Genomic DNA, 24,775 nt, shown 5'->3' with positions numbered 1-24,775 from the left:
GCTCCGTAAAAGGGGACTGGCTCCGATTCGTTTTGCAAGAAAGGCGCGCACCTAATCAGTTCCCTTTAAGCGCGCCTTTCAGTACTTCATTCCTTTGTCCTGGCCATAAATATGGCCAGGATATAATATTTGAAGTGTGAATCGGTGCCTGTCCCCCTTTTACGGAGCCAGGGAAAAAAAGGGGACAGGCACCATTTTCAAAAAGCGAAAATGGAGCCAGTCCCTTTTTTTCCTTTTACCACTTTGGCTAACAGTGTTATAATGCTTGCTTCAAAAACCTGCGGAAATTTCCGCAGGTTTTGTCATGTATATCACTGCTGCCGGGTAAAATAAAAAAAATTATCGTAGGAGGAATCTGTATGGAAAGACAACAAGAAATGCCCAACCGGCTGGACGACCGGTACCGGCATACCAATACCAACCGGGACATGCTGGAGAAGGGGGCCATCCTGCAGCGCGACGGTACCTATGCCATCGCCCCGCACCTGCCCGGCGGCATCATTACCGATCCCGACCTGCTCGTCAAATTGGCCGAAACAGCCAAAAAATACAAATGCCCGGCGCTCAAGGTCACTTCCTCGCAGCGCATCGCTCTGGTGGGCCTGAAAAAAGAAGATGTGGACGCCGCGTGGCAGGATCTGGGCATGAAACCCGGCGCCGCCATCGGGCTGTGTGTGCGCAGCGTCAAATTTTGCCCGGGCACCACTTTCTGCAAGCGGGGTCAGCAGGATTCCGTGGGGCTGGGCACCAAAATCGACGAGAAATTCCACGGCATGACCCTGCCCTCCAAGTTTAAAGTGGGTATCAGCGGGTGCCCCAACCAGTGTATGGATTCCATGATGATCGACTTCGGCGCCATTGGCATGCCCAAGGGCTTCAAGGTTTACGTGGGCGGCAACGGCGGCAGAAAGCCGCGCCTGGGACAACTGCTGGCCGAAGAGTTGTCTTCTGAACAGGTATTCTCACTGCTGGACAGGGTTGTGCAGTTCTATAAGGACCAGGCCAAAACCAATGAACGTTTGGGCGACTTTATAGACCGCACCGGTTTTGATAACTTTAAAGCCGCAGTGCTTCCCGAACAGAACATAACCCACTGATCTTGTCAAAAAGACCGGAACGAAACCTGCAGCAGGTCACGTCCGGTCTTTTAAATCACATTTATCCTTTACCGCCAAAGCATTATCCCACTTAATAGCAATTATCTGGAGGTTGGTATCATGGAAACAGCCTGTGCATTGTGCAACGCCCTGGAAACACTGTCTCCGCAGTGCCCCTGCGGTGAAACCATGCTGGACTCGGGCCCGGTGACAGATTACGCCGGGCCGTACAGCCCGTATTTCAACATGAGTTTTGAAAGCGAGTATTGCCGCCACCTCTTCACCTGCCCGGCTTGCGGCGAGGACCGGGTAATCGCTGTACCGCTCCGGCAATTTTAAAGTACCGGGGCAAATTTTTTCACCTTGACGCTTTTATTGCATAGTATAGATAAAAAGTTTTTGCGGGGTGAAAGGAGGTACTGCATTGGAAAATAATACCAATCCTTTTACATTATTTTTAATACTTATTTTACTGATTCTCAGTACCGATAAACAGGCCGACATTAAACTGGGTTTTGTACGAGGCCTGATTGATCAAACGGCCCGTTCCCTGAGCACCATCAGAGAGGGGATTGAAGCAATGAATACCGGTTTTGAACATGCACGGGTAATGTTTACGGGCCCGGATAATGACCACGGAGAAACCAAATAAATTTAACCATGGATCAAGGCGGGAAGGCATTTGGTGCAAACCCAAATGCTTTTACCTTTTTTTCGGCATGGCAATACGGGAACTTCATCCTCGTTGCGCCCGCAGTTGAAACAAATCTGGGGAATGTATTCGCCGGCGGTTTGTGCCAGGTGTTTTTCCACCGCTTTTTCATCAAAGTCGGGCGCTTCCCTGGTTTCTACTGACAAAGCGCCCTGCGGGCAGGCCCCGATGCAAAAACCGGCTCCGTCGCAAAGTTCCTCTCTAATTACTCTGGCTTTACCGTTTTCAACCACTATAGCACCTTCCGCGCACGGGCTGACACAAAGGCCGCAGCCGTTGCACTTTTCCTCGTCTATTTTAACAATTTGTCTTTTAGCCATTTTAACCACCTCGTTATTATTGTTGTTGATACTAATATACACAATAAAGCTTCATTTTAAAGTTAACTGTTTCGCATTTTCGGTGTGACATTCGTCACACTTGCAAGAGTGAAAAACAGACAGGCACTTTTTTCAAAATGCGAAAAAGGAGCCGGCGTAAAAAAGGGGACAGGCACCTTTTTCAAAATACGAAAAAGGAGCCAGTCCCCTTTTTTACACAGAAAAATAATCCAGCACCCGGCTGACCGCGGAAATAACGTCATTGGCATCCCGGTCCGACATGGCCGGATACAGGGGCAGGTTTAACAAACGATGGTACATTTGCTCCGCCCGGGGACAAAGACTGCCTTCCAATGAACAGACGTCCGGGTGCCCGATCCACAGGTAGTATGGATGTAGAAAAACCGGCAGGTAATGCACCCCCACTTCGATATTTTCCGCCCGCAGGGCGTAATAAATCTCGGCCCGGGACACCCTGAGCGTCTCCGGACGCAAGGCCAGTATATAATAATGCCAGGTGGAACGACCCCGGCTGTTTTGTTCGGGCAGCGCCACGGCGGGATGGCCGGCCAGGGCCCGGTTATATATTTCAGCCAGGGCGGCGCGCCGGTCAACAAATTCCTCCACCCGGGCCAACTGGGAAAGGCCAAGGGCCGCCTGCATATCGGTCATCCGGTAATTATACCCCCGGTCCTGCATTTCCACCCGCCAGGGTCCCTCGGGTTTGGCTTGCTTGTCCGGGTCGGCCACCATACCGTTTTCGCGGAAAATGAGCAGCCACTCGTACAGTTCTTCAGAGTCGGTGGTCACCATGCCGCCTTCCCCCGTATAACAGTGCTGGGGGGAACTGAAACTGAAGACCGTTAAATCGCTCAGCGACCCTATTTTTTTGCCCCCGTATTCCCCGCCCAGGGCGTGGGCGGCATCCTCCATAACCACGAGATTATTTTCCCGGGCCAGCCCGTGCAGAGCGTCGAGGTCGCAGGGGTTGCCGGCGAAGTGCACCGGTATCAGCGCCCGGGTACGGGAATTAATTTTGGCTGCCACCAACTGCGGGTCCATATTCAAGGTGGCGGGGTCAATATCGGCAAAGGTATGTATTCCTCCCTGGTACAATATGCAGTTCGAAGTTGCGGGGTGGGTCAGCGGCGAGGTGATCACCTCTTCCTCATAACCCACCGCGGCAGCCATCAGGCCGATGTGCAGCCCCGCCGCGCCGGAAGAAACCGCCACCGCATACCTGGCGCCCACGTAACCGGCCACCGCTTCTTCAAAGCGGCGCACCATCTCGCCGCACCCCAGTTTGCCGCTTTGCAGCACACCTGTTACGGCATGAACATCTTCATCACTTACCGCCGCTCCGGCCAGGGGCAGCAACTTGTCCCTTACCGGCCTGCCCCCGGCGACAGCTGGTTTGTCAGACATTTTATACGGGCGTATGCGCCCATTCCCTCCTTTAATTGACTTTTGTATTCCCTGTGTTAATTCATACATTACCAGGCAAATATATTATTAGCATATAACCACGGGAGTAGAAAATGATCAACTACCGAAAAACCGAAAAATATATCGGCTTGGTGTTGGCCCTGGCCGGTGCGCTGCTGTTGATCAGCTTATTCGGGCATATGCGGTTTAATATAGAGGCGCTGCAATTCCGCGTCGCCGTGCAGATCAACGAACAGGGGTATACCGAAGTGGAAGTGCCGCCCCTGGGCACTATCCGGGCCCATACCCACAAAACCCCTCTATTAATATCCTTGCGCTTGGAAAATATTGACTTGCAGCTGATTCAGCGCCTGCTGGCCGGCGCCCCGGAACAGAAAGAAGTTATTCGCCAGGGTAAAAAGGTTTTAAAGCAGGTGCTCATAGTTTTTACAATCAAACTGTTAATGCTGGCCCTGCTGGGCGGGGCGCTGGGTATTTTCCTGAGCCGCCGGGGCAGTTTGAAAAAATATGTTTACGGGTCGCTGCTCGGCGTGCTGCTGACAGGCGCACTGCTGGCCGCAACCTATTTCACATACGATGTGCGGGCCTTTCGCAACCCGCAGTATTCCGGCGTGCTGCGCGTTGCTCCGTGGATGGTCAGCCTGGCCCAGGAAACCCTGGGCAAAATAGAAACCCTGGGTGAAAAACTGGAACTGGTAGCCGCCAACTTGAACCGGCTTTATGAACGGCTGGACGAATTGCAGCCGCTGCAGGAAACCACAACGGAATTCAAAATATTGCACATCTCGGACCTGCATAACAACCCGGCCGGCATGGATTTCGCTTTTCGGGTGGCGGAACTCTTTAAAGTGGATATGATTATCGACACCGGCGATATCAGCGATTTCGGCACGCCCCTCGAAACCCTGCTGCTGGACCAGTTGATACAATTGCAAGTCCCTTACCTGTTTATTGCCGGCAACCATGATTCGCCGGCCATTATAGATAAAATGAATACCATACCCGGCGTCACCGTGGTCAACGGCCTGGTGGAGAAAAACGAGCTGTTGTTTTACGGGGTACCCGACCCTTCCTCCGCCGGCAACTCGGTCATACCGCCGGATTTGAGCACCATACCCCGCATTGCCGAACAAGTTAAGGAAAAACTCAACCGGCTTCCCCGGGTGGATATGCTTTTGCTGCACAATAACAGGATGGCCCAGGCGCTGGCCGGGCGAGCGCCGGTGATCCTTTTCGGCCATAATCACCAGATGAAGGTAACAAAAAAGGAGGGCAGCATTATGGTAAATGCCGGCACCTCCGGGGCAGCGGGACTACGGGGACTGCAGGCGAACAAAGTTCCTTATTCAGTGGTGCTGCTGCATTTGCGTCCTGATAAGGAAGGAAAGCAGCGGCTGATGGCCGCCGATTTAATTTCGGTAAGCAACCTGGAACAAGGCTTTACCCTGGAAAGAAAACGATTCGACCGGCCGGAGGAACCTGCAGGCCCACCCGGCCGGGAACAACAGCCTGCGTCCGAAACAGCCCGGAGATAGTGTCACTGCCTTGTCGTTTGACGGGTCCGGCGCCCTTACTGCTTGCTCAACAAGTCTTCCACCCAGACCCGGGCTATGGCGCCGTTTTTCACCAGCACACCGGTATAGAACCGCTCAAACCGCCAGCCGTCACCGGTTTTGGACAAGTACTTTTTGTCGTAAATATCACTGACATCAAAATAGCGGGTAAAAGAATGCCCCAGCATAACCAGTATATTTTTCTGCGGGTACATCCGGGCCGCTTCCAGGGCAACCGCTTCATTAAACTCCTTTACCTGGTCGTAAACACCGGCGAATTCGGCTTCCCAGCGAAAATACTTGACATCGTCAATACGGCCGAAGATGTATAACACTTGCAGGCCTTCGCCGTCATAATAATTCTCTTCCCTGGCAAAATATTCCACCTGGTATGCTCCGGTCGGCAATTGACCGTACTTGTTATTCAACAAGCCGGTCAGGTTTTGATAGGCGGGAGAACTGCTTGTAAAGGGCTTGACCTCTTTATTTTGAATCAAACCTTTAATGGAGTTATCTACAAAGTAAGCCCGGTAAAGAATTGCCGCCACTTCGGCCCGGGTGATTCCCTCCCGGGGCCGAAAAGTTCCGTCAGGAAAACCCCTGATTAAATTGTTTTGCACCGCCCAGGCCACCTGCAGCCGGACATCTTGGGCTATTTGCTTATAATCCGCAAATTTTTCCTGTAAAATCCGCGGGTCAACCTGCTTGTAATTAACACGTAGCGCCTTGACCAGCGCGCTGATTACGTCCTGGCGCGCGGCATCTTCGTCCGGGTGAAAATAATTTTGGCCGTCCTGGCCTGCGGACCCGGGCATGTACAGGCGCACCGCCGCCACCGCCGGACCGTACCAGACCCCGGCGGGGACATCCGCGTAAATATGTTCCTCCGGCACCGGCGGTTTAAGCCCCGCAATGGATGTAAGCATCAAGGCATATTCTTTTCGCTGTACCTTTTTTTGCGGTTTATAACTGCCGTCGGGGTACCCCATAATTATGTTTCGGTCCGACAGGCGCTTGATGGGTTGATATGCCCAGTGGTCTTCATCTACATCAACAAATAAACGCCCGTTGTCGACCGGTGGTTCCGGCGCCTGACCGGTTTCCGCCCGCACGGGCAGGGATAGTAACAAAACAAGCAACAATATCGTAATGACAATAATGACAACTTTCTTTTTCAAGCCAGTCACCTCCCGGAGCATATTTAAATATATAGACGGTAAAATTAACCATAATGTTCCCGGTAAACAATAAGTTAATTATAACAACCATAAGTTCATTTGGACAAGCATCATACATATTAAGTATTAGGGATATTACCCGGCAATTATACACTGCAATATTTAATTTTTTGCAGGTTATTTTGCCGTGAAAACAGAAATAAAATGGTACGCGCAGCATGAAAATAAGCCAAAAACCAAAGCGGCATGTTAAGGAGAGTGGTTTTTAAAATGCCCATCGCGCAAAAGATAGAAGGCTTTTTGTCCGCCTCTTCCTGGATTCGCAAGATGTTTGAGGAAGGGGAAAAATTACGCCAAATTCACGGCCCGGATAAAGTATATGATTTCACCCTGGGCAATCCCAACGTGGAACCGCCCGAGGCCTTTCACCGGAAACTGGGGCAAATTGCCGGTAACCCGCTGCCCGGCATGCACAGGTACATGAACAACGCCGGTTACTTGGAAACCAGGCAGGCCGTGGCCGATGTGCTGGCCGAAGAAACCGGCAAACCCGTAACCCCCGGCCATATTGTCATGACCTGCGGCGCCGGCGGCGGACTTAACGTCGTGTTGAAAACATTGCTTAACCCCGGTGAGGAAGTAATAGTCCCCACCCCGTACTTCGTGGAATATCGTTTTTACGTGGACAACCACGGCGGTACAATTAAGGAAGTGCCCACAGCGGCAGGTTTTCAACTGGACCCGCAGGCCATCGCCGCCGCTGTCGGTCCCAACACCCGGGCAGTGATTATCAACTCGCCCAACAATCCCACCGGCGTGGTATACCCGGCCCAAACACTGGAGGCCCTGGGCCGGGTGCTGGAAGAAAAAGAAAAAGAACTGGGTAAAACCATCTACCTGATTTCCGACGAGCCTTACGCCAAGATTTTTTATGACGGGACTGCGCCGCCCAAAGTATTCAAACACATCAAGCATTCCCTGGTGGTAACCTCGCACAGCAAGGATCTGGCCCTGCCCGGGGAACGCATCGGCTATATTGCCATAAACCCGGATATTGAAGATGCCGCACTGATTTTTGACGGGCTGGTTTTCTGCAACCGCACCCTGGGTTTTGTCAACGCCCCCGCCCTGATCCAGCGCCTGGTGGCGCCGCTGCAGCGGGAAAGCGTCAACATCGAAGAATACCGGGAAAAGCGGGACCTGCTTTACAATCACCTCTCCGGCCTTGGGTTTGATGTTATAAAGCCTAAAGGGGCATTTTACCTTTTCCCCCGCTGCCCCATTGAGGATGACGTGGAATTTGTGCGCCGGGCCCAGAAGTACAATTTGCTGCTGGTTCCCGGGAGCGGGTTCGGCAAACCGGGCTATTTCCGGCTTTCCTACTGCATAGACACGCAGATCATCCGCAACTCGCTGCCCGCATTCACCGAACTGGCCCGGGAGTTTAATCTTGGTGCCAGTTAATCTTGGTGCCAGGGGTTGAAAGTTGAAAATCATAGATTTTCAACTTATCAACACCTGACACCTGTCAAGGCGGCGGACTTTTCGAACATCATCTTTAATTAAAACCCATACTTTTTCTTTTTGGTCGTCAAATTATTGGGCGGAGTCTTCATGGGATTTTCCCGCAGGGCCTCGCCCTTTTTGTCCTTATCCCACAAATCGGCCGGGGATTCTTCCCGTACCAGTTCGTGTTTAAAAGTCTCATCTTTTTCCTGCACCTTGAATTCTTTGTCTTGATCACGCATAGCAGCTGCACCACCTTTGTATTTTTGCTCTATTGTTTCTTCATGCGGCCCAATTGATACTATAAAAAAGCAAAAAGGAGGACAGGCAAAAAAGGGGACAGGCACCATTTTCAAAGAACGAAAATGGAGCCTGTCCCCTTTTTTGCCCTAGTGATCATTATTCATCTTCAGTTAACAGTATTAATTTTTCATGCATATGCAAATTCAACTGCTCCAATACTTTTTTCAGTGACTCGACATCTTTCAAGTAAAACCCGGATTCCCACCGGTCAACAAGGTAATTGATAAACTCCATGTAACCGTTAATCATGGTCAATGTATAAAGGTCTTTATAACGGTTATTTTCTTTGGGCTGACATTTTCTCTCGGGAGAATTTTGATGTGTCAGCATAAAATTGGACAGAGTTTCCTCGTCCCGGGCCCAGGTAAGAATCCCTTCATGTACTGCAATTTCCTTTCCACATACATCACAAACAAACCTGGACATTGATTATACCCTCCCCCCTGGAAAAAGACATGATAATCTCCCTATGGTATAATATATCATAACGCCGACAGGCTAACCAGAACCTAAATTCCCCATAAGCAGCTTATCATTGAATTAATGCGGGGTTTTTGCGTATCCCACCGCAATATATTATCAATATACGGTTGGAGGTAATGTATGAGGAACTGGTACATTGAAGACGCCGGGGGCGGATGCAGAGCATTCTCGGAAGTGCTGGTACTGGTCTGCGAACAACCGAGGCGCATTTATCGAAGATTTCTGCCCTTGACCTGGGATAAAAATATCACCATGGAAGAAATGGCCCTGCACAAGGTGCTGGAAATGATGGAGGAAGCCGGAGCTACCAGGGACGATTATTTTTACGTTTGTTCCGGCAATATTTTTCACGGGGTACACAGGTGGCTGACGGAAAACGGTTACCGGTGGGAAACCATCCGCATGGAAGGCCTGGCCCACGAAGTAGCCGAAAACACTTTCCAGCAGCAGATTACCGCCGCCGGGTTTCCGGCGGCTGTCAAACTGGAAGAACGTAATTACAGGGAATTTTACAAAATGGTGGACGCCTGGCTTAAAGAAGACCCCGCCCGCCGGCGGTTTGTAAAAGACATGACCGTACGCAGCAAACCGGCGCACCTGCGCTACCTGCTGAAAGCCAATGCCGGCAGTACCCGGCTCTGTTCCCGCTGCCGGAAAAAAATATTGCCTTATACCCCGGTAGTACAGTACCGTTTCCGGGAACACGGCAAAAAAAAGAGCCGCTTCTATCATCCCGAATGTTCGCCGGTCAAACCGCATAAGAACAGGTTGCAAACTGCGCATATACTGTGGAACAACAACTTTGTCCAGGGCGTCATCCTGAAAGCACGGGAGACAATGCCCTGCATGGTTTGTCGGCGGGACGTGCCAGCGGGGGTCGCAGCCGTGCATGCCCGGACGGACAAGGAATTTATATTCGGTCACCCGGAATGTTTCACACAGGTTGACGATTCTTTAAAGCGTGAGAATTGACTTGGGAGAAAATGACAGATAATCGGCGCTGGTCAGGTGAAAGTTAATGCCCCAGGCCCGGTCCGGCAGCCGGTAGCGGCAGGCCCTTGCATGCAGGTGCCCGTAAACGACCGTTTCCACGGCATACTTCTCGAATAGTTCTATAAAACCTGAATACTCGTGTTTTTCATTGGTGGGCATATAATGCATCATAACAATTTTTCTACCCGCACCGGCGCTCTGCAATGAATTTTCCATTCTAATCAGTTCCCGGCGGTATATCTTTTCATCCTGTTCCCTGAAGTAAGCGCCGTTGGGGCAAATCCAGCCCCGGGTGCCGCAGATGTTCAAACCGCCCAGCCCGACATGATCGTTTTGAATCAACTGCACGTTGGCCGGGGCCGCCGCCCTGGCCCGGGAAATACTCTGCCACCAGTAATCATGGTTGCCCTGTACGCAGATGACCCGGCCCGGCAGCAGCCCCAGAAAATCCAGATCGGTCCGGGCCTCTTCCAACCGCATGGCCCAGGAAATATCACCGGGAACCAGCACCACATCATCTTCACCGACCACCCGGCGCCAGTTTTCATAAATTCTCCGGGCATGATCGTGCCAGGACTTATCCACTTCTTCCATTGGTTTATACTGCTCATTTTTATCCCAGTTTTCCACGTTAACATTTTGTTTGAACGACAGATGCAAATCTCCGATGGCAAATATATTCAAAGCCTATCCCCCTATGGTAAACCCTGACTTGTTTATTGTTTCGACTGGCAGGATATTTATTCCTGCCAAACCAAAGCAGCTGTTTCTTCGCGTTCTCCTGTTTGTTCATTTGTGTCGAGCGGGGGTTTTTTATTAGTAACACTTTCCTTTCGGGTTGCATATGATAAACCGTGAATTAAACAAAATGTATAAACAAAGGAGGCCTGTATTTATGGGTTACGGTGGCAGCTTTTTTGATGGAAGTTTCATTTTGTTCCTCATTCTTATCCTGCTGGTATTCGGCACAGGGTTCTTTGGATACGGCGGAGTATATGAAAAGTAATTGATCAGTGGGTAAGCGCTCCATAAGGGGCGCTTTTATTTATGGTGACATTTAGCATAATTATTGAATACCAAAAATGTGATAATGAAGTATTGTGTTGATTTAATAGTAAATGTTGCAAAATTTCTCATTTAATATTCCCAAGGACGATTTATTCTAACTAGTGCCTTTAAGTATATGGATTTTGCGCACTGTAAATGGTAACATATTCAACTTTATTTGAATACTATGAACTAAAATCAAAAAGTTTTTTTAAATATCAGTGAGGATCATATCTTTATGAAAAATAAAATTAATTTTGAGCAAACCATTCAACTGAATGAGCAAGATTTATTGAAAATTATTGATAGGCAAAAACTGCCCAAGCATATTGCCATTATAATGGATGGCAACGGCAGGTGGGCGCTTAAGCGAGGACTCCCCCGCTCTGTGGGTCACCTTGCAGGTGCGGAATCTCTCAAAGGCATAGTAGAAATCTGTTATGAGTTAAAAATTGAGGTGCTGACAGTTTACGGGTTCTCCACGGAAAACTGGAAAAGACCTCAGCAAGAAATAAATTACCTGATGAATCTGATAATTGAATACTTAAATAAGGAAATTGGTGAATTGTGTAAAAAAGGAGTAAGGGTTAACTCCATAGGCACTTTGCAAGAATTGCCTCAATCAGTTCAGGATGTTATCGCTAATTCTGTTGAGCGAAGCCGTGATAATAGCGGACTAGTTTTAAACTTGGCCCTGAACTATGGAGGGCGTTTAGAAATAACAAACGCAGTTCGCGCTATTGCCGAGGCTGTTGAAGTGGGATGTTTGAAAGCCAGCCAGGTTGATATCCAGACGATAACAGACCACCTGTATACCGCCGGTCTACCCGATCCGGACCTATTGATCCGAACCGCCGGTGAGTTTAGGATCAGTAACTTTTTACTTTGGCAGTTGGCTTATAGTGAAATCTGGTTTACTAACGTACTGTGGCCGGATTTTCGACGTCAACATTTATTGAGCGCTCTGGTTGATTATCAACAGCGGGAGCGCCGCTTCGGAGGTTTACAATAAACGTCTATATCATCTCCGGGTCAGTTTTTTCTTGTAACCTGCCATCAGCAGGGCATATTAGCACGCTTCCTAAGCACTCGAATCGACTTCCGTCCCATTTGTATCAAATCTTCTTTTGCCAATTCATTCAGCACCACCGTTACAGACTCGCAGGTCGATCCAATCATCCATAGTTTCAATAAAAACAAATCCCGCGTCCCGAGAAAAAACGAAGCAATCTCTACAAACACGTTTCCACTGCCTAAGATAGCTAACGCTGTTTCCGTGGCAGCAGTATAGGGGCTTACCCTGAATACTCCCGTCTAACCCGGCTGCTACTTTATCAGGGACTTTGCCTTGTCGTACGAAATCTGGCCGGCAGCGGCATAGACCACCTCTCCCTGAGCGTCAAGGACCACCGTGGTGGGTATACCCCGGATCCCGTACGCCCCGGCCACTTCTCCCCGCCGGTCCAGGTAGACCGGTATGGAGTATCCGTTGTCGGAAAGGAATGTGGTTACATCCGCCAGAGATTCTTCCTGGGAGGTAATGTTGATAAAAATAAATTCAGCGTCATTACCGTATTCACGGTAAAGTTTATCCAACTCAGGCATTTCGGCCCGGCAGGGCGGGCACCAGGTGTTCCAGAAGTTGATAAACACAGGCTTGCCCTTCAATTCTGAAAGCGTGGTTTCCCCTTTATTTTCGCCAATGATGAAAAAGTCCGGGGGTGACATGTCCGGATCCACGGTTTTCTGTTCACCGGGAAGAGTCAGTGATACTTCCCCGGCCAGGGCGGTCCCGGCAAAATCCCCGGCGCCGGAACGGGAAAAGAAAAACCCTGCAGCAACCAAAACCATAACCACAATGACAGTGCTCAATTTTGTTTTATTCATTTTAACTCCCCCCACTTTACTTGTGCAATATACTGCCTACTTAGTAAAACACCCTGGCCAGCCGGTCCCAGATTCCGAACAGCAGCAACACTCCCATGGCAATTAACAGTCCGCCGCTGACAGCGTTAATATAAGGCATGACACCTCGCATTTTGGCAAGGGCCGGGTAAACAAAACCGGCGGCAAATGCGGCCAGCATGAACGGCAGGGCCAGCCCCATGGTGAAAAATGTTAGCAGAATAACGCCCTGGGTCATAGTTTCGAAACTGCCCGCCAGCAACAAAATAGACGCCAGAACGGGGCCTACACAAGGTGTCCAAGCTGCAGCGAAAGAAAGGCCCAACACAAATGCTCCAGGCCACCCGGAGAGTTTCCGCCCGGGCTGCCAGCTAACCTGCCGGTACAGCATCTTTACCGGCAGCAGCCCGCTGACATGCAAACCTAATATAATTATGATCACACCGGCAATTTGCGTCAACATTTCCCGGTTTTGGTTTAGCCATTGGCCCAGCCCGCTGGCCGCAGCGCCCATGCCCACGAACAGGACACCGAATCCAAGTACAAAACCGGTGCTGTTCCATACCAGCCGCCGTCGTTCCGGCATGGTGCCCTGGTCACCACCGCTACCGGCAATAAAGGAAAAATACCCCGGCAGCAACGGGAGTACACAGGGAGACAAAAACGACAGCAGGCCAAACATGAAGGCCAAGCCCGCATTCAATAATGAAAGGTTTTCCATCCGTAGTCCAACCTCGCAAACTCCTTATTATAGGTATCATATAATAAAAATTCATGCTTTACTGTCATCTATTTGTCCCCTTTCCTTATTCGGAGGTATGTCCCCATTCCTTAAAGCACGCTCTGACCAATCAGCTGGGCCAGGAGATAACCCAATCCAACCCCTGGAACACCACCCAGTAAGCCGAGAATGCCCCCTTCGCCTAAAAATTCCAGCACCAGGCTGCGGTTTTGCGCTGGTCATCACCCACAAGACTTTGTTGCGGAAAGGTCCCGGCTACCTGTTTAATTCTATCCTGGAAGATGAAATAAAGTATCAAAAAGCGCGCGTGGAGGGAGTCGAATAAGCGCGCTTTTTTATATTTTGATGTTTAAAGTTTAAAAGTTTATAAGAACAAATGCAAATGTTTGTTTTTGTTAAATTTTTAAAGTGATTAACTTAAAGAGTTCTCTTGGATTTTTGACTATAAAATCCGGGTTTTCCTTGGCAAGTAGCTCTATAGAATCATAGCCCCATGATACGGAAATAATTTTTACATTATTTTTTTTGCAAGCAACAATATCCCTGCATTCATCTCCAATATAGACAACATCTTTCCCATTAAGTTTATGTTTTCTTAAAAAAGCATTTAGCGCCTTGTCTTTGCCAAAATAGTTACTTGAAGAATAAATACTATCGAAGACATCAATATTATTTTTTCTTAAAAACTTATTAATGTTATCAATTGAATTTGAAGAAATGATACTAAGTTCAAAACCTTTTTCTTTAAGTCCCCTAATCAGTTCCTTAACACCCATAAATACTGTTAAATGACTTGTAGATTCTTGATATTTTCGTCTAAGTTCAGTTAAAATTATCGGAATCATATAAACAGGTACATGAATAGCTTTACATCTTTCCATAATAGATAAAGAACGGAAATGTTCAAATTCTTTTTCTTTTAATTTACGAAATCTATATTTTTCAGCTAACTGATTTAATAATTCCACAGCTAAGTATCTTGAATCAACAATTGTTCCGTCAAAATCAAAAACTACATGTTTTATCATAGTATCCCCTTCTTTAAGTTAAATTTTGGATTTTAAAAATGCTTTTTCTTGCAGGTTAAGCCCTATCAATGTGATTACTCCTTTAATCCTTTCCTTCTTTCTTAAATTATGTAACTTAAAGGGAAAGGGAAACCTTGCTATTAGAGATCCCCCCAACATTTTTAACGAGAATATAAGCCCCCCGTCTCTTTCACCACAGTACAAGAAAAAAGAAGCGCCGCTTAAGGAGGCGCTTCTTTGCACTTTAGACAGCCAATGCCTCATTTCTTTGGCCAGGGCAAAGGAACAATACGGGTATGGGTATGCCCGGAACGGGTATGCCCCGAAGGGGTTAAGGGGGTGGGGATTAAAAATGAAAATTTATGTTAGCAAATTTCCAGGGAAAAGAATATTGTGACATAAAAGTTAAAAACTGATTTAATGGAGGTTTAATATGCAATATACTGTCACCAGGGCAAATAACCCCGCCGCCATGCAGGCGTTTATGCAGATGCCCCGGATGGTTTACCGGGACGGCAAAATACCGCCGGCCACTGCCGGTGGCGCCAACTGGATGCGCTTTATGCCCCTGGCCAACCCGACCTTACAGCACGTCAGATTCGCCAACTTTGTGGCCCTGGAAGGCGTTCAGCCCGTGGGGCGAATAACCGCCTCGTATGACCTGCTGAACCCCCGACCTGAGGAAGGGTTTTGGGGTAGTTTCGAATGTGTCGAACGACCGGAAGTGGCCAGGCTTCTGCTGGACGCGGCTGCCGGGTGGCTGAAGAAGCAGGGTAAGACCGTCATGATCGGCCCGGCCACTTTGAATACCAACCAACAGGTCGGCCTGTTAATTGAGGGTTTTGAGTATGAGCCACAGGAAGAGATACCATACAATCCGCCGTATTACAAAGAGCTGTTGGCTGAGTCGGGGTTGGAAAAGTTGCACGACCTGGAGTGTTTTAAATGGCGCCTGCCCGACGAGTTACCACCCAAACTGCGGGACGCCACAGCACCTCCCGGCCTGACGGTCCGCCCGGTGAATTACCGGGCAGTGAATAACGAGGCCAGGATTATCATGGAAATTAATAATAGGTCCATGTCCGGAATATGGGGTTTTATTCCCATGACCATCGAAGAAGCCAGTGGTTTTTTGCAAAGCCTGGCTGCCAGAGTTCCGCCGGATCTGTTTCTTATATTCGAGATGGGCGGCGAGCCGGCCGGCATGTTCCTCTCCATACCCATCAGGCGGCCGGGTCCGGATGGAAATGACGGGGTGATCAGGCTGGCTATCGGGGGCGTTGTACCGGAATTCCAACACAGGGGCATCCACTGGGTGGTCTTAAGGGAGTTCTATGAGCGCTGCAGGAAACTGGGTTACACCAGTGGCGAGGCCTCGCAGGTTGCCGAAAGCAATGATGTGGTAAAAAGAAAAGTTATCAAGCCCCTGTTCGGTGGCAAGGTGATCAAGTTATACCGTGTTTACAAACGGGATATTGGTTAGACATGGCGTGAACAGTATCTCGGATCAATTTAATTTAAAAGCTCCTCTGTGAGAGAGGTTCTATCATAACAGCGCAATTAAAAACTTGCGCATTTTCTTTGCACTCCAGGGAATTAATAAGAATCTCTCTGAAAAGATTAATACGATAAAATGTTAATTTTTAGAAAATCTAATTGTTTTGGTTGTAACAGATTTTCAACCAACTGAATATGTTATTATCATCAACAAACAAAAGGAGGATTTTAAATGCCTGGTACTTTTTTTGACGGCAGCTTTATTTTGTTTCTGGTTCTGATTTTGCTTGTATTCGGCATGGGATTCTTTGGTTTTGGCTTCGGTTACAGCGCTGACAAGTAAATAAAATAAACCGGGCCAGTAAGTGCAAAAGCTAGAAACCCGTTCTCATAAACCGAGACTTGGGTTTCTAGCTTTTGTTCCAAAGACATCTCATAATAAAAGAAGCAAACCCAACCTGTTTTTCTGCAGCGCTGCCGTTTTCGTCACTACCGGCGGTTGCAATCCCAGGTAAAGTAATGTGTTAATCTGTTACTTTTTCTTGGATTGACACTTATTTTTTACACCGAACGGGCATTTTTTATTAGTAACACTTTCCTTTCAAGTTGCATATGATAAACAGTAAATTATACAAAATATAAACAAAGGAGGCCTGTATTAATGGGTTACGGTGGCAGCTTTTTTGATGGGAGTTTCATTTTGTTCCTCATTCTTATCCTGCTGGTATTCGGCACAGGGTTCTTTGGATACGGTGGAGTTTATGAAAAGTAATTGATCAGTGGGTAAGCGCTCCGTGAGGGGCGCTTTTAATTTAATGATAACATTTAGTAAGATACCTGGGCAATTTTACCCAGGTATCTTATCTTGTAAATACCCTATTCGTGCAAATACCTTGTTAATTGCATAGCAGGATATACACGCCCAAAAGCTGTTATTAAATATGATCTCACTTGAGCAAATGTGAATCTATTTATCTTTTTTCTTCTTATAAGGCCCGAACCAAGGCCAATAACCGGGGCCTTTACCGGGACCTTTTCCGGGGCCATAGCCAGGATAACCGGGGCCATACCCAGGGCCGCAGCCAGGACCATAACCAGCTTTATTTTTTTTCCCGCCTTTAGGTGGAGCGTAACCGCCATAACCATATCCCATCAGAATCACTCCTTTTTTGTTACCATAATATTAGCTTAAAGGAATTTTGTTACAAGAACTTTCATTTTTTTTCTTAGTGTTTCTCCCATAACGCCGCTGTTTTATCCCTGATTAATATACAATCCCAAACTTGTGCTATTTAGATTTAAAAATCTTATAATGAATTCCCGTATATGGTAACATCTCCTACTCCGGCTGAATACTATAAATTACAAATTCAAAAAAGGAGGGATATATAGATGGGTTACGGCGGCGGAGTATCTGTACCGGGCTACACCAACTTTGACGGAAGTTTTATCCTCTTCCTGATTTTGATCCTGTTGGTGTTTGGTATGGGTTTCTTTGGATACGGCGGTGTTTGTAGTAAGTAACAAAAAAATTACACCCTTGTTAAAAAAATTAACAATTCCTAAATACTTTTTATTGCCTACCATCCAATAAGGTTAGGTTCATGTTAAATAAGGAGGGATTAAAATGCCTGGAACCTTTTTTGACGGAAGCTTCATCCTTTTCCTGATTCTGATCCTGTTGGTGTTTGGCATTGGTTTCTTTGGCTATGGCGGCGCTTACAGTGCGGAAAAATAGCTAAAGTTAACGCAAATGTCTATGCGATAGAAACCCATCCTGGTTTCAGGCTGGGTTTCTATCTTTTTATTAAGGTTATGTTGCTTTAATTAATTTATTGTACAGGTCTGCAACTTTCAGTGTAACCGGACCGGGTACCCCCGTGCCCACTGGTAAACCGTTCAGTTCAGTGACAGGCATTACACCCATCAGAGAATTGGTAACAAAGCATTCACCGGCGCAGGCCAGTTCATCACGGGTTATGTTTTTTTCTTGGCAGCACAGACCTGTTTGGGAGGAATAATCAATAACCAGGCGGCGAATAATGCCGGGTAACAAACCCGCCTCCACCGGCGGCGTCCATATCTCGCCGTTAATAACAATAAAAATATTACTGGCCGTACCTTCCGCCACCCGTCCCCGTGTATTTAAAAAAATTCCCTCGTCACAGCCCATGCTCCTTGCTTTACGTCGCCCCAACAAGTTTTCCAGGTAGTTTGCCGTTTTATGCCTGACCAGCGGGGATTTTTCATTCCGGGGGAAGTCAAGCTCCAGTACAGCAATCCCCTTTTCATATTGCTGTGGCCGGTATGGCACCCCTTCCCGCACTGCCAGCACCACCGAACCGGCATTGCCGTTATCCGGCCCCGCCGTAGCAGTCAAACGCAACACGCCGCTGCCAACCCCTGAGCACCGTAACGCGTCACGGCAAATTGCCGCCAGCCCGTCACCGGTTACCGGCAGTACGATACCCAGGTCGGCGGCTGATAAAAGCAGCCTTTCCACATGGGCTTGTAAAAATACCGGTTTGCCTTCTCTGACGAGCATTGTCTCAAAAAGGCTGTAGCCATATAGAAACCCCCTGTCCAGGGCATTGATTTGTAACCGTTCAGGTGAAACAGGTTCACCGTTAAGCATATAATATGTTCGCAAAACCAGCCCCCCTTTGGCTAAAAACCAAATTCGCTTTTTTCCAACCCCAACGCCCTGGCCAGCGCCCTGGCCTTGTCCAGGGTCTCCACGTACTCCTTGTGCGGGTCCGAATCGGCGGTAATGCCGCCACCCACCTGGAAATACATATTCCCCCCGGCGGCCAGAATGGTACGAATAACTATGTTGAGATCCACCCGCCCGTCAAAACCGATATAGCCGATTGAACCTGTATAAACCCCGCGACGCACCGGTTCCATTTCCTCAATGATTTCCATGGCTCTTATTTTCGGCGCCCCGGTTATGGACCCTCCGGGAAAAGAAGCGGCCAGCAGGTCGGTAATATCCTTGCCCGGCAGCAAACGCCCCTCCACCGTGGATACCAGGTGAAATACAGTGGCGTATTTCTCCAGGCGAAAAAGTTCCGGCACTTTCACCGAACCTATTTCGCAAACCCGGCCTAAATCGTTGCGTTCCAAATCGACAATCATCATCAGTTCGGCCCGGTCTTTTTCGCTTTCCCACAATTCCCGGCGCAAGCGATCGTCTTCTTCGGGTGTCCGACCCCGGGGCCTGGTACCTTTGATGGGACATGTTTCCACCCTGTCCCCTACCACCTTTAAAAAGCGCTCGGGTGATGCGGACAGTATTTCCATGCCGTCACAGGACAAAAAAGCAGCAAACGGGGCGGGATTAATGGTTCGCAACTTTTTGTATAATTCCCAAGCTTTAACACGTTGCGGCACGGAAAACCGCTGCGTCAGGTTGACCTGGAAAATATCACCGGCGGCAATATATTCAATGGCCCGTTTTACCATGTTCCGGTATTCTTCTGGCGTAAAATTGGACGTCAAGGGCGGAGAACCTTCAAGCCATCTAATATTTTTTCGCTCGGAACGGGGCGAATCTTGGCGCAATAATTCTTCCACTTCCCGCAAACGCCGGTTGGCCCGCTCCAGTGCAGCATCTCCCCGCTCAGGCAGCCCGGTGGATATAACAGTTGCTTCGTTCGTTCTGACATCCACGGCCACCACGGTGTCGTAGAAACCCAGCCAAATGTCGGGCGTACCGAGATCATCAAGGGCCTGTTCCGGAATTTTTTCAAAAAGTCTCCCCAAATCATAGCTGAAGTACCCCACCGCCCCGCCGTTAAATGGGAAAAGGCCGTTTTCGGGCGGCATGGCGTACCGGGCCAGCAATTTTTTCAACTCGGCCATCGGCGAACCGCTGAAGGTTGTCGACCTGCCACCCTCCCACAGTGTAATTTGCCGTCCTTTGCTGCTCATAACCAGAAAAGGGTCCGCACCGGCAAACGAATGGTGGCCCAGGTCGTTAACCAGCATACCGGTATCCAGCAAAAAGGGATAAGGTAAATTTTTTAAACGCTCGAATATTTCCGGTGCGCTTTCCCGGGCAGCCGGTTTTCGGTACAGGGGCAATTTAACCGGCATTCCTCATCCCCCTTTGAATGATTTGCAAATAATTGGTCAGCATTTTTTTGCCGTGGACGGTCAGAATTGATTCGGGATGAAATTGCACTCCCTCCACCGCCAGGTGCCGGTGCCGCACCCCCATGATTTCCCCCCGGGCAGTACGGGCGGTTACCTCAAGACAACCGGGCAGGGCTTCCTGTTCCAGGATCAGCGAATGATAACGCGCCACCTGCAGGGGGTTGGGCAGGCCTGTGTAAATACTTTTTCCGTCATGAAAAATCCGTGATGTTTTACCGTGCATCAACCTTTTGGCCCGTACCACTTTACCGCCGAAAGCCTGGCCGATGGTTTGATGCCCCAGGCATACCCCGAAAATGGGAAACACTCCTGCCAAGCGCCTGACTGCCTCCAACGATATGCCGGCTTCGTCCGGGGTGCACGGCCCCGGAGAAAGGACAATGCATTCCGGTTCCATTTCCGTTATTTCCGTCACCGTTATTCTGTCGTTGCGATGGACAACCACTTCCCTGCCCAGTTCGGACAGGTACTGGTAAAGGTTGAAGACAAATGAATCATAATTGTCAATCAGTAAAATCACATGTCTCACCCTCTTTAAGTAAGTGTTCGAAAAGGAGCACGATAGACACGAGAAGTTCAAGGCGGCGAAGGCTTTGAGGAGCGGAGCGTATATATAATACGTGAGCACCGCAAAAGCCGAGCCAACGCAGTTGGGAATGCGCGCATTATTCAGTTCCCTTAGCGCGCGCATTCCCATACTTTGATCCTTAGCGCTTGCCATAAATATGGCAAGGGTTTTAATCAAAGTGAAATTCGAAGTGGATCTCGCGCGGACTTTTCGAACATCCTCTATAATAAAATAAAAAAAACCAGCACAAAAAAGCTGGTTCTCACCCCAAATCTCCGAGTCGTCTGTTCTCAACTCACCTGGACTTGCTTAGCTCCGCTTTACTTTTAATTGTCAGGGAACATGTTAATATATATTCCACCGGTTGTCAATATTCTTTTTTTTCATTAATATATAATTCCTCAAACAATTTATTAATTATAACGCGATCAGTTGGAAAAGCAAGCGGTGGGATATTATCCAGGTTAAAATAGCCCGCTTCCGCCAGGTCATCCCCGGCGAGCAGTTCCCCGCCGGTTACCCGGGCCAGGAACCAGATGCCCACAGTATGACACTCCGGGTCGTGGAAGTTGGATTGCACCGTGTAAACCCGCACAACTTCTATATCCAGATTGGTTTCCTCCTTGAACTCCCGCCTGACTGCATGATACACATCCTCATCGTATTCCACGAAACCGCAGGGTATACACCACAACCCGGCGTAATTGCCGTTTTTTCTGCGGCCCAGCAGGATTTGTTTTTTATCGTTTAATACAATGGCTGCCACACCGGCCACCGGGTTCTCAAAAAAAATATAAGTACAGGAAGCACAAGTCAACCGGGGTTGTCCGTGATTATCACAATAGTAAAGTTTCCCCCCGCATTTGGGACAAAAGAAAAATCGCTGTTTTCTGTTATGCGCCAAATTACAGCACCTCCGTCGCTGCCTGAACAGCATATCTTTTACGGGCGGCGGCCCGATCCACCGGTGAATCTAAGCGCCGGCGCGTGCTGTATAACGGCGGGGCGCCACCACCAGCACCATTACCAGCGCCAGCACCAGGGCCATAACGATTGTCCCGCCCGGCGGCAAATCCAGGTAAAAAGACAACAACAGACCGGCCAGCACGGCCATTTCTCCGGTAGCCACGGCAACCAGCAAAGTACCCTTAAAGCTCCGCGCCAGTTGCATGGCCACGGCCACGGGCAAAATCATCAGGGAAGAGACCAGCAATATCCCAACGATACGCATGGCCACGGCAATGGTCAGAGCGGTCAGCACCGTAAACCCGGTGTTGATCAGCTTGACCGGCAGGCCGCTTACCCTGGCGGATACCTCGTCAAAGGTAATACAAAACAATTCCTTTATAAACAACAGCGTCAATAGCAATAACGGTATACCGATGGCTGCCATTACCCAAACATCTTCCACGGTGATCAGCACCAGGCTGCCGAACAGGTAACTCATAAACCCGCCACCCAGGCCGTTGCCCAGGCTGATCAGTATCGCCGCCAGGGCCACTCCGGCCGATAAGATAATGGCAATGGACAATTCAGCGTAATGCCTGTACTTTTCCCGCAAGCCTTCGATCAGCAGCGAGCCTCCCAGGGCAAAGGCCGCTGCCGCCAGCACGGGCTGGGTGCCCAACAAAAGCCCCGCCGCCACCCCGGACAGACAGACATGGGACAGCGCATCGGCGATCATGGACATGCGCCGCAGGGTAATAAACAGCCCGACGACAGGGCAGATTATGCCCACCAGCAGCCCGCCGCCCAGTGCCCGCAGCATAAAATCGTAGTGAAATATTTCCAAATGCAACTTACCCCCCAACCAGGCCGTCGCGCAGCCCCAGGCTCAACTTTTCCCGCCGGCCGGCCATGCAGTCCTCCCACCGGACCTCGTTGGCGTACCCCCGGCAGTTACACGAACAGATCTTACGGTCCAGGCACACCCGCTTGCTGGCCAGTGAAGCCAGCCATTCCGGCTCGTGGGAAACCAGCAGCATGGTAACGCCGTCATTGCGCAGTTCCGCCAGCAGCCGGGTTAACCTGGCCAGGTTAGCGGCATCCACGCCGGTGGTGGGTTCATCCATAATCAAAACCCGGGGCCGTACCGCCAGGGCCCGGGCGATCATCACCCTTTGCTGCTGTCCCCCGGACAAATCGCAAACGGGGGTATTCCTGTATTCCAGTATATGGACCCGCTCCAGGGCCTCTTCGGCGCAGCGCTTATCCTCGCGGTTAAAAAAACGAAAAATTCCGCGCAGCCCGGCCCGGCCCGACAAAACCACCTCGAATACCGTGGCCGGGTAACTGCTGTTAAACAAAGTGGCTTTTTGGGCCACAAAACCAATACGGTGCCACTCCCTGAATTTTTCCACGGGCACACCGAAAAGCTTGACGGAACCGGCCTGGGGACGCATTAAACCCATAATTAGATGCACAAGGGTGCTTTTCCCCGCCCCGTTGGGACCGGTAACTCCCACCACGTCGCCCTCGCTCACATGCAGTGAGATACCATCCAGTACGGGGTGACAGCCATAGGTAAAATGCACGTCATTAATATCAATGATCATTAGTCTGCACCCCCAGGGCCACAGCTAAATTTTGCAAATTGGCTTCCATTATGGAAATGTAATCCTTGCCGGCCTGTTTTTCTTCGGGCGTAATACCGCCCAGCGGGTTCAGCACCAGCGTTTGGGCTCCCACTTCCCGGGCGATCACTTCGGAAACCCGCGGGCTGACCAGGGTTTCAAAGAAAATATACCTTACACCGGTGGTACGTGCCACGTTGATTATTTCCTTCATACGGGCCGGGCCGGGCTCGACCGCCGGAGAAATTCCCCGGATGGGCACCTGCTCCAGGCCATACCGTTTGGCCAGGTAACCGAAGGCGGCATGGGATACGATAAACTTGCGCTGCGGGGCGCCGGCCAGAGTTTGGGAGAACTTTTCGTGCAGCTCACTCAGCCGGGCCTGGTAACGCCGGGCATTGTCCCGGTAGTAATCCGCGTTACCCGGGTCAGCCTGCTGCAAACCCTGCAGTATATTATCCACCATAACCCGGGCATGCACCGGGTCCAGCCAGATATGCGGGTCCACGACCTGGCTGTGCAGGTGCCGGTCATCGTTTTCATGCATGTGCACATCAATGTCAGCTTCGCCGTTTACGGTGAGCAGGTCAATTCCCCTGCTGCTGTCAATCACCACCGGGCCGCCTTCCGGCAGGTTGCGCAGCGTTTTTTCCACCCAGCTTTCAAGCCCGGCGCCGTTGTAAACAAATACGTCGGCCTGCTGTAAATTAACCATGTCCCCGGGGGACGGTTCCCAATCATGGGGCTCGACCCCGTCGGGGACCAGTTGAACCACCCGGGCCCGGTCGCCGCAGATATTTGCGGCAAAATCATACAGCGGGTATATGGTTGTACAGACCAGCACTTCAGATGCTCCGGGCGCTTTGCCGTCCCGTTTGTCAACGCCGCCGGAACAACCTGAGATTAGAAAACTGATTAATATAATATTTAACAATAATATTATTTTATTTATTTCTTTCCGCAACCGGTTGCCCCTCCTTTTGAACACACTCCGAGCAATACCCGAAGATCTCAAAGTTGTGCTTTTTGATGGAGAAATTTTTGTCCTTTATCTCCCGGTGGTCGATATAATCCAAAGGACAAAAATCCATTTCCTCGGAACAACCACATTTCAGACAAATCAGGTGGTGCCGGTGCCCGTCACTTTCTTTTATTCTATACCTGCCCTTGCCGTCGCCGAAATCGCTTTTGGTCAGTATGTTCAGCCGTTCCAGTATTCCGACGTTCCGGTATACGGTGTCCAGGCTCAGGTTCGGGTAGCGGTCCGCTATTTTACCATAAATATCTTCCACCGTCATATGCCTGTTCTCCCTCATCAGCAAGCTGACTATCTCCTGCCGCTGGGGAGTTATTTTATACCCGCAATCTTTTAACTTGGCCAAAATCTCCTGCAGCTTCAAAAAAGGACCCCTCCTAAAAAGGAATCATTCTTATTTAACAACAAAATACTGCATTTTCTTTTGCAAGTCAAGCAGTTTTCCGATCCGTTTAAGTAATAATATTTCTTACAATCCCTGTTTAGAAGCCGGGGAACTATTTTGTGCAAAGTTTTAAATTTTAATATAGGCTAAACAGGCCGGTTCAGGCCCTCAAAACCGAATTTATGTTCACCCTGCCCGCAGGCCCCTGCCCGAGTCGAATAAACCCGATAAAAAAAAGCCCCCCT

27 protein-coding genes are annotated in these 24,775 nt (G+C 49.4%); 9 read left to right on the top strand and 18 right to left on the bottom strand.

Annotated features, from left to right (window positions below):
- The first annotated feature begins 377 nt into the window (after positions 1-377).
- From BM299_RS14695 to BM299_RS14685, 3 genes are all read left to right on the top strand, one after another.
- Positions 378-1,097, top strand: a complete 720-nt coding sequence (locus BM299_RS14695; protein WP_245779800.1) for a ferredoxin-like domain-containing protein — start codon at positions 378-380, stop codon at positions 1,095-1,097.
- A gap of 120 nt (positions 1,098-1,217) precedes the next feature.
- Entirely contained in the window at positions 1,218-1,436 is a 219-nt protein-coding gene (locus tag BM299_RS14690; RefSeq protein ID WP_092485965.1) for a hypothetical protein, read from the top strand.
- An 85-nt stretch (positions 1,437-1,521) separates the two neighbouring features.
- On the top strand, positions 1,522-1,749 hold the full coding sequence (locus BM299_RS14685) for a hypothetical protein (RefSeq protein ID WP_092485962.1): 228 nt from the start codon (positions 1,522-1,524) through the stop codon (positions 1,747-1,749).
- Between the two features lie 2 nt (positions 1,750-1,751).
- On the opposite strand, the gene BM299_RS14680 is transcribed toward BM299_RS14685, so the two are convergent.
- Together BM299_RS14680 and BM299_RS14675 are read right to left on the bottom strand one after the other, a co-directional pair.
- Complete coding sequence (locus BM299_RS14680) at positions 1,752-2,129, bottom strand: ATP-binding protein (RefSeq protein ID WP_092485959.1); 378 nt, start codon at positions 2,127-2,129, stop codon at positions 1,752-1,754.
- A gap of 213 nt (positions 2,130-2,342) precedes the next feature.
- On the bottom strand, positions 2,343-3,554 hold the full coding sequence (locus BM299_RS14675; protein WP_092485956.1) for a DegT/DnrJ/EryC1/StrS family aminotransferase: 1,212 nt from the start codon (positions 3,552-3,554) through the stop codon (positions 2,343-2,345).
- Positions 3,555-3,667: 113 nt separating this feature from the next.
- Here BM299_RS14675 and BM299_RS14670 point away from each other — a divergent pair, with 113 nt between their 5' ends.
- Positions 3,668-5,110: a metallophosphoesterase family protein gene (locus BM299_RS14670; protein ID WP_092485953.1), complete on the top strand. Its 1,443-nt coding sequence runs from the start codon at positions 3,668-3,670 to the stop codon at positions 5,108-5,110.
- Between the two features lie 35 nt (positions 5,111-5,145).
- Here the strand turns inward: BM299_RS14670 and BM299_RS14665 are convergent, their stop codons facing one another.
- On the bottom strand, positions 5,146-6,306 hold the full coding sequence (locus BM299_RS14665; protein WP_165608352.1) for an S-layer homology domain-containing protein: 1,161 nt from the start codon (positions 6,304-6,306) through the stop codon (positions 5,146-5,148).
- 270 nt (positions 6,307-6,576) lie between these two features.
- Between BM299_RS14665 and BM299_RS14660 the strand changes: the two genes are divergently transcribed.
- Complete coding sequence (locus BM299_RS14660; protein ID WP_092485947.1) at positions 6,577-7,770, top strand: pyridoxal phosphate-dependent aminotransferase; 1,194 nt, start codon at positions 6,577-6,579, stop codon at positions 7,768-7,770.
- Between the two features lie 98 nt (positions 7,771-7,868).
- Here the strand turns inward: BM299_RS14660 and BM299_RS14655 are convergent, their stop codons facing one another.
- Complete coding sequence (locus BM299_RS14655; protein WP_092485944.1) at positions 7,869-8,054, bottom strand: hypothetical protein; 186 nt, start codon at positions 8,052-8,054, stop codon at positions 7,869-7,871.
- Positions 8,055-8,211: 157 nt separating this feature from the next.
- A complete protein-coding gene (locus BM299_RS14650) occupies positions 8,212-8,541 on the bottom strand; it encodes a hypothetical protein (RefSeq protein WP_092485941.1) in 330 nt (109 codons plus the stop codon).
- A gap of 177 nt (positions 8,542-8,718) precedes the next feature.
- Here BM299_RS14650 and BM299_RS14645 point away from each other — a divergent pair, with 177 nt between their 5' ends.
- Positions 8,719-9,570, top strand: a complete 852-nt coding sequence (locus tag BM299_RS14645) for a hypothetical protein (RefSeq protein WP_092485938.1) — start codon at positions 8,719-8,721, stop codon at positions 9,568-9,570.
- Here the strand turns inward: BM299_RS14645 and BM299_RS14640 are convergent.
- A complete protein-coding gene (locus tag BM299_RS14640; protein ID WP_092485935.1) occupies positions 9,553-10,275 on the bottom strand; it encodes a metallophosphoesterase in 723 nt (240 codons plus the stop codon). The genes BM299_RS14645 and BM299_RS14640 overlap by 18 nt on opposite strands.
- Positions 10,276-10,876: 601 nt before the next feature.
- Here BM299_RS14640 and BM299_RS14635 point away from each other — a divergent pair.
- Positions 10,877-11,650 (top strand): undecaprenyl pyrophosphate synthase, encoded by a 774-nt coding sequence (locus BM299_RS14635; RefSeq protein WP_092485932.1) that lies wholly within the window; start codon positions 10,877-10,879, stop codon positions 11,648-11,650.
- A gap of 314 nt (positions 11,651-11,964) precedes the next feature.
- On the opposite strand, the gene BM299_RS14630 is transcribed toward BM299_RS14635, so the two are convergent.
- The 3 genes from BM299_RS14630 to BM299_RS14620 form a co-directional block, all read right to left on the bottom strand.
- Positions 11,965-12,525: a TlpA family protein disulfide reductase gene (locus tag BM299_RS14630; protein WP_092485928.1), complete on the bottom strand. Its 561-nt coding sequence runs from the start codon at positions 12,523-12,525 to the stop codon at positions 11,965-11,967.
- Positions 12,526-12,565: 40 nt separating this feature from the next.
- Complete coding sequence (locus BM299_RS14625; protein WP_092485925.1) at positions 12,566-13,264, bottom strand: cytochrome c biogenesis CcdA family protein; 699 nt, start codon at positions 13,262-13,264, stop codon at positions 12,566-12,568.
- Between the two features lie 416 nt (positions 13,265-13,680).
- Positions 13,681-14,313 carry an HAD-IA family hydrolase gene (locus BM299_RS14620; RefSeq protein ID WP_092485922.1) on the bottom strand — a complete coding sequence of 211 codons (633 nt, stop codon included), beginning with the start codon at positions 14,311-14,313 and terminating at the stop codon, positions 13,681-13,683.
- Between the two features lie 433 nt (positions 14,314-14,746).
- On the opposite strand from BM299_RS14620, the gene BM299_RS14610 reads away from it, so the two are divergent.
- Positions 14,747-15,796, top strand: coding sequence for a GNAT family N-acetyltransferase (locus tag BM299_RS14610; protein ID WP_092485916.1), 1,050 nt, complete (start codon positions 14,747-14,749; stop codon positions 15,794-15,796).
- A gap of 981 nt (positions 15,797-16,777) precedes the next feature.
- On the opposite strand, the gene BM299_RS14605 is transcribed toward BM299_RS14610, so the two are convergent.
- Positions 16,778-16,963, bottom strand: coding sequence for a hypothetical protein (locus BM299_RS14605; RefSeq protein WP_092485913.1), 186 nt, complete (start codon positions 16,961-16,963; stop codon positions 16,778-16,780).
- A gap of 239 nt (positions 16,964-17,202) precedes the next feature.
- Between BM299_RS14605 and BM299_RS20245 the strand changes: the two genes are divergently transcribed.
- Positions 17,203-17,334, top strand: coding sequence for a hypothetical protein (locus tag BM299_RS20245; RefSeq protein ID WP_281246385.1), 132 nt, complete (start codon positions 17,203-17,205; stop codon positions 17,332-17,334).
- Positions 17,335-17,623: 289 nt separating this feature from the next.
- Here the strand turns inward: BM299_RS20245 and BM299_RS14600 are convergent, their stop codons facing one another.
- The 8 genes from BM299_RS14600 to BM299_RS14565 all read right to left on the bottom strand — a co-directional run bounded on the left by BM299_RS14600 (position 17,624) and on the right by BM299_RS14565 (position 24,509).
- Positions 17,624-18,460 carry an aminotransferase class IV gene (locus BM299_RS14600; RefSeq protein ID WP_092485910.1) on the bottom strand — a complete coding sequence of 279 codons (837 nt, stop codon included), beginning with the start codon at positions 18,458-18,460 and terminating at the stop codon, positions 17,624-17,626.
- Between the two features lie 17 nt (positions 18,461-18,477).
- Positions 18,478-19,908, bottom strand: a complete 1,431-nt coding sequence (pabB, locus tag BM299_RS14595) for an aminodeoxychorismate synthase, component I (protein ID WP_092485907.1) — start codon at positions 19,906-19,908, stop codon at positions 18,478-18,480.
- The gene (locus tag BM299_RS14590; RefSeq protein ID WP_092485904.1) at positions 19,898-20,488 is read right to left on the bottom strand and encodes an anthranilate synthase component II; all 591 of its coding nucleotides are present in this window, start codon (positions 20,486-20,488) and stop codon (positions 19,898-19,900) included. Before BM299_RS14590 ends, pabB begins: the two co-directional genes overlap by 11 nt.
- Before the next feature lie 415 nt (positions 20,489-20,903).
- Positions 20,904-21,440, bottom strand: coding sequence for an NUDIX domain-containing protein (locus tag BM299_RS14585; protein WP_245779794.1), 537 nt, complete (start codon positions 21,438-21,440; stop codon positions 20,904-20,906).
- Between the two features lie 69 nt (positions 21,441-21,509).
- Positions 21,510-22,328, bottom strand: a complete 819-nt coding sequence (locus BM299_RS14580; protein WP_092486013.1) for a metal ABC transporter permease — start codon at positions 22,326-22,328, stop codon at positions 21,510-21,512.
- 7 nt (positions 22,329-22,335) lie between these two features.
- Positions 22,336-23,091 carry a metal ABC transporter ATP-binding protein gene (locus BM299_RS14575; RefSeq protein ID WP_245779793.1) on the bottom strand — a complete coding sequence of 252 codons (756 nt, stop codon included), beginning with the start codon at positions 23,089-23,091 and terminating at the stop codon, positions 22,336-22,338.
- Entirely contained in the window at positions 23,081-24,073 is a 993-nt protein-coding gene (locus BM299_RS14570) for a metal ABC transporter substrate-binding protein (RefSeq protein WP_245779792.1), read from the bottom strand. Before BM299_RS14570 ends, BM299_RS14575 begins: the two co-directional genes overlap by 11 nt.
- Positions 24,054-24,509 (bottom strand): Fur family transcriptional regulator, encoded by a 456-nt coding sequence (locus tag BM299_RS14565; protein WP_207545199.1) that lies wholly within the window; start codon positions 24,507-24,509, stop codon positions 24,054-24,056. Before BM299_RS14565 ends, BM299_RS14570 begins: the two co-directional genes overlap by 20 nt.
- Between the last annotated feature and the right edge of the window lie 266 nt (positions 24,510-24,775).

It is taken from the genome of Desulfoscipio geothermicus DSM 3669, assembly GCF_900115975.1.
Classification (GTDB): domain Bacteria; phylum Bacillota; class Desulfotomaculia; order Desulfotomaculales; family Desulfallaceae; genus Desulfoscipio; species Desulfoscipio geothermicus.
The sequence above is the reverse complement of the archived record's forward strand: the minus strand, read 5'-3'. Positions and strand labels throughout refer to the sequence as shown.